We start from the raw sequence: 3,647 nt of genomic DNA, 5'->3' as shown, positions 1-3,647 counted from the left end.
CCTCAAGGACACATCAGACGCACTTTTGGTAAATCTATTTTGTTTGATGAAATCAACAAAATAGTTAACGACAAGATTGCTGAATACATTGGTGAGAACAAATTGGAAGTTTTAGGTCAACCGCTCCCGGTAGACAGCGATGCAGATGCAAAATATAACTGGGACTACAAAGATAACTTCGAATTCAACTACGAAATTGGTTTAGCACCTGAGTTTGATATTCCATTTACGAAAGAAACTACGTTCACAGCATATGATATCAAAGCAGATGAAGCAACTTTGACGGAACGTATCAAAAATTTACGCCGCAGTTACGGTAAAATGACCAATCCAGAAGTATCTGAAGAAGGAGACGTTTTATACGCTACCTTAAAACAAGATAAAGAAGAAGGAATCGAAAAAACTGCTTCGGTACGTACTGATATCATACAAGACGCGAAAACTAAAAAGGCACTGACTGGTCTTAAAGTTGATGATGTTGCTAAAATTGATGTTAAAAAGTCATTTAGTGCAGCCGACCTTTCGCGTATTTTGGGCATTACAGAAGAAGAAGTCAATAATTTAGATGTAACTAAATTCGAGCTTACGGTAAAAAATATAAATCGTCTAGAAGAATCCGAACTAAATCAGGAATTTTTTGATAAATTGTTCCCTGCTGGTGAAGTAACAAAAGAAGAAGATTTCAACGCTAAAGTTAAAGAAGAAGTAGAGAACCTATTCCAACAGAATTCTGATCAAAAACTTCGTAACGATATTTATACTTACGGTATGGATTCAGTTGACGTTAAGTTTCCTGAAGCATTTCTAAAAAGATGGTTAAAGGCTACAAACCCTAATATCTCTGAAGAAGAACTAGAAGAAGGTTTTGCAGATTTCGTGAGCAACTTAAAATGGACCATTATCGAAAACCGTATCGTAACGGCAAATGCTTTGGAAGTTAAATACGATGAGGTCATTGATCTTGCTAAATCTCGTATCTATCAACAAATCAAAATGTACAACATTAACGAAGAACCAACTGACGAACAATTACAACAGTTTGCTATTCAGATGTTACAAGATAGAGAGCAAGCAAATAGATTGTTCGAAGAAGCTAAAGCACTTAAGGTCTTTGATTATTTGAAAGCAAATATTACTTTGAATCAGCAAGAGATCAACTTTGATGAGTTTGAAAAACTTGAAAAATAAGTTTTCAAAACTCATAATAAAATTAAAGGCCACTTCTAGAGTGGCCTTTAATTTTATTATGAACTTCATCTTTTACAAGGAAAAACCAGATTGCCTTAGAACCGAACGTTATAACCGATTGACAACCGTCCAAACGGAAACGTGCGATTGAAGTCATCATATATCTCTTCCTTGAAATTCCCCTGTAAACCAAAATATCCGGTGGATACCTGCAACGAAAAGTTCTTAACAATTCGTAAGCTAGCCTCTAACGTTGCTGCATTTAACAAATAATAAGAATCGTTTCCACTTATTGTATAAAACACCCCACCATTATAATCGCCCGTGACCATCAATCGGTTTAAGATGCTTAGCTCGCCACGAAAACGATAACTTGCGCCGGATCCATAATTATAATTTCGACTAGCTCCGTATAACAAGTAAGGGTCCGGGACAGCAGCAAGTAACACTGCTCCTACGCCAACGCTCAAGTTTAACCGATTTTGCTTGCGATACTGAAACTCGGAATTCCAATTGTAATTTAGACTTTGCGCTCCGTAGAAAAAGGCATCGTTATCATAAAAATCATAATTTGCACTGAGTACTCCATAATGATTACCTTTCCTCGTTGAAAAAAACTGATTCCCATACAACAACGCATGGACGTTTACGGCATTGACAAACGTGCTATCGCCTTTACCAAGCTCTAAGTTTACATAGAACTGGTCAAATGGCTTCTTTATGTTTTCCGGTCCTGCACTATACCAAAGTCTCAAGCGTCCATAGAAACCATTCTTGCCTTCCTCGATGATATCCCCCTCTTTAGCATCAAAGCGACGAACACCCAAATTTATTTCTGTCCAAACCGTAGATGAATCGACTTTATTATATTCATCAGCTTTACCCCATTTATTATCCAATAAACGATTTAATCCATTTACTGGGTTCACAAAAAAAGCACCTATCTCATTAGAAACACGTTTTCTAGGAGCGCGCGCTGCCCTACCTAAGATATGGCGAGCCAAACGATGTGTCATTTCACCTAAAATAACGCCTCCAAAACTAGTATTGATAAGATCATTAATCGAGGGATGTTGAGTTTCGCCAGCTGTCTCCCACATATAACTACCCGCAAAAGTAGCAAGACTTGACTGATAGAAATTATATCCGTTACTTCGAAAAGCATTAAAATACAGTTGACCGTGATAAGGATGATCTATCTGATTAGTCGTAAATTGATTGTCATCCCAATCCCATGCTGACAATCGTTGATGGTCAAGAAAATTTTGGAATGAAATATAGGAATAGGGATCCCTAGTAATAAAACGGTTAAACAAAGCAGGAAAGGCTTGCGCTAAAAACCATTCTGAACCTGCCCGCCAGAACTTCTTTTGCCGAACAGGCGCCACGCTACCTTGGGCGTACGATTTTCGAGGGCTAATTTTATCCCAGCCGCTCGACGTAGTATCCAGCAGCATAACCACAGTGTCTTTCTGATCTCCCCACAAGAAATGCTGACATTTACATTCTAAGTAAACGGACCAAAATATTAAAACAAGAAAAATCTTATTCATATCAAAAATTGCGTTGAGCTTGACGCTTGCTATTCTATTGTTCCAATTTATACCGCTGTAAATACTTGCTTAAAGGAACTGCCGGTTTCAAGTAATCGTAATAATAAAGCTTACCATTTTCATCTACTAAAACATAATCTTTCCAAGAAGCCACTTCGCCTATAACATAATAAGGAAAACCGGATCTAGGACGATCGAATATTTTTAAATCTAAAGCGTGACCTTCGAAAGCAAACAACTTTTTTACCTCCAACCGGTTCCCTAACGAGTCCAGCATTATTTTCTCTTTCTTATTTTCAAGGTAATACTTAGGATAATATAATGAGTCATTTCTATCGAAAACAGTATATTTACCCGTTTTGTTTTTCTTTCCCCGGACAATTTTGCCTTCTCTATTTAAGACAACTTTAACATGCGCTCCCTCTGCCCTTGGGGTAATCGACCAATGTTCTCCACCATCTTCTGTAATCCGCTTGACACCATTATGTGCGGTTGTATATCCATTTTCCAACGGGCTCAGAAAATCATACTCTGCTGAGATAACTATTTTACCATCTGGACGTACCAATCCCATTTTACCTTTTTGAACGTCTACAAAACGCCGTAAGCCTTCATGAACATAGTCCGGGCCATTATCATACGCGAAGGGATGATATAATATTTTGCCCTGTCTATCGAATGTTGTGTAAAAAGTCTGCGCAACCCGTGCTGAATCTGCTTTAAGGAGAATTCCTTCTGGCAAGCCAACAAAATCAAGAATCAAGTGTTGTAGCTTCTGATGTTCAGCGTGTCCCCCATAATAATGATATTCAACTGGAATTATGGTATCTCCCGCCTCATTTCGAACACCCTGAAATCGATGGTCGTGTGTTACAATTAAAAACAAAGAATTTTGCTGGCCGGTAC

General features: G+C 38.0%; 3 protein-coding genes. 1 reads left to right on the top strand and 2 read right to left on the bottom strand.

Going from position 1 to position 3,647, the window contains the following annotated elements:
• The coding region (locus HP439_RS18300) for a trigger factor (protein ID WP_172391771.1) at positions 1 to 1,188 on the top strand (1,188 nt) is incomplete at its 5' end.
• A gap of 95 nt (positions 1,189 to 1,283) precedes the next feature.
• Here HP439_RS18300 and HP439_RS18295 read toward each other — a convergent pair.
• Positions 1,284 to 2,741 carry a DUF3943 domain-containing protein gene (locus tag HP439_RS18295; RefSeq protein ID WP_172391770.1) on the bottom strand — a complete coding sequence of 486 codons (1,458 nt, stop codon included), beginning with the start codon at positions 2,739 to 2,741 and terminating at the stop codon, positions 1,284 to 1,286.
• 34 nt (positions 2,742 to 2,775) lie between these two features.
• Positions 2,776 to 3,647, bottom strand: an 872-nt coding sequence (locus tag HP439_RS18290; protein WP_172391769.1) for a WG repeat-containing protein, incomplete at its 5' end; no start/stop codon positions are given.

Source organism: Sphingobacterium shayense, assembly GCF_013179575.1.
Lineage (GTDB): Bacteria > Bacteroidota > Bacteroidia > Sphingobacteriales > Sphingobacteriaceae > Sphingobacterium > Sphingobacterium shayense.
This window is presented reverse-complemented; position numbering and strand designations above follow the sequence as displayed.

Bases quoted from the DNA above. Each gene is read 5' to 3' on its own strand.
- HP439_RS18295 (WP_172391770.1), bottom strand. From the start codon at position 2,741: ATGAATAAGATTTTTCTTGTTTTAATATTTTGGTCCGTTTACTTAGAA.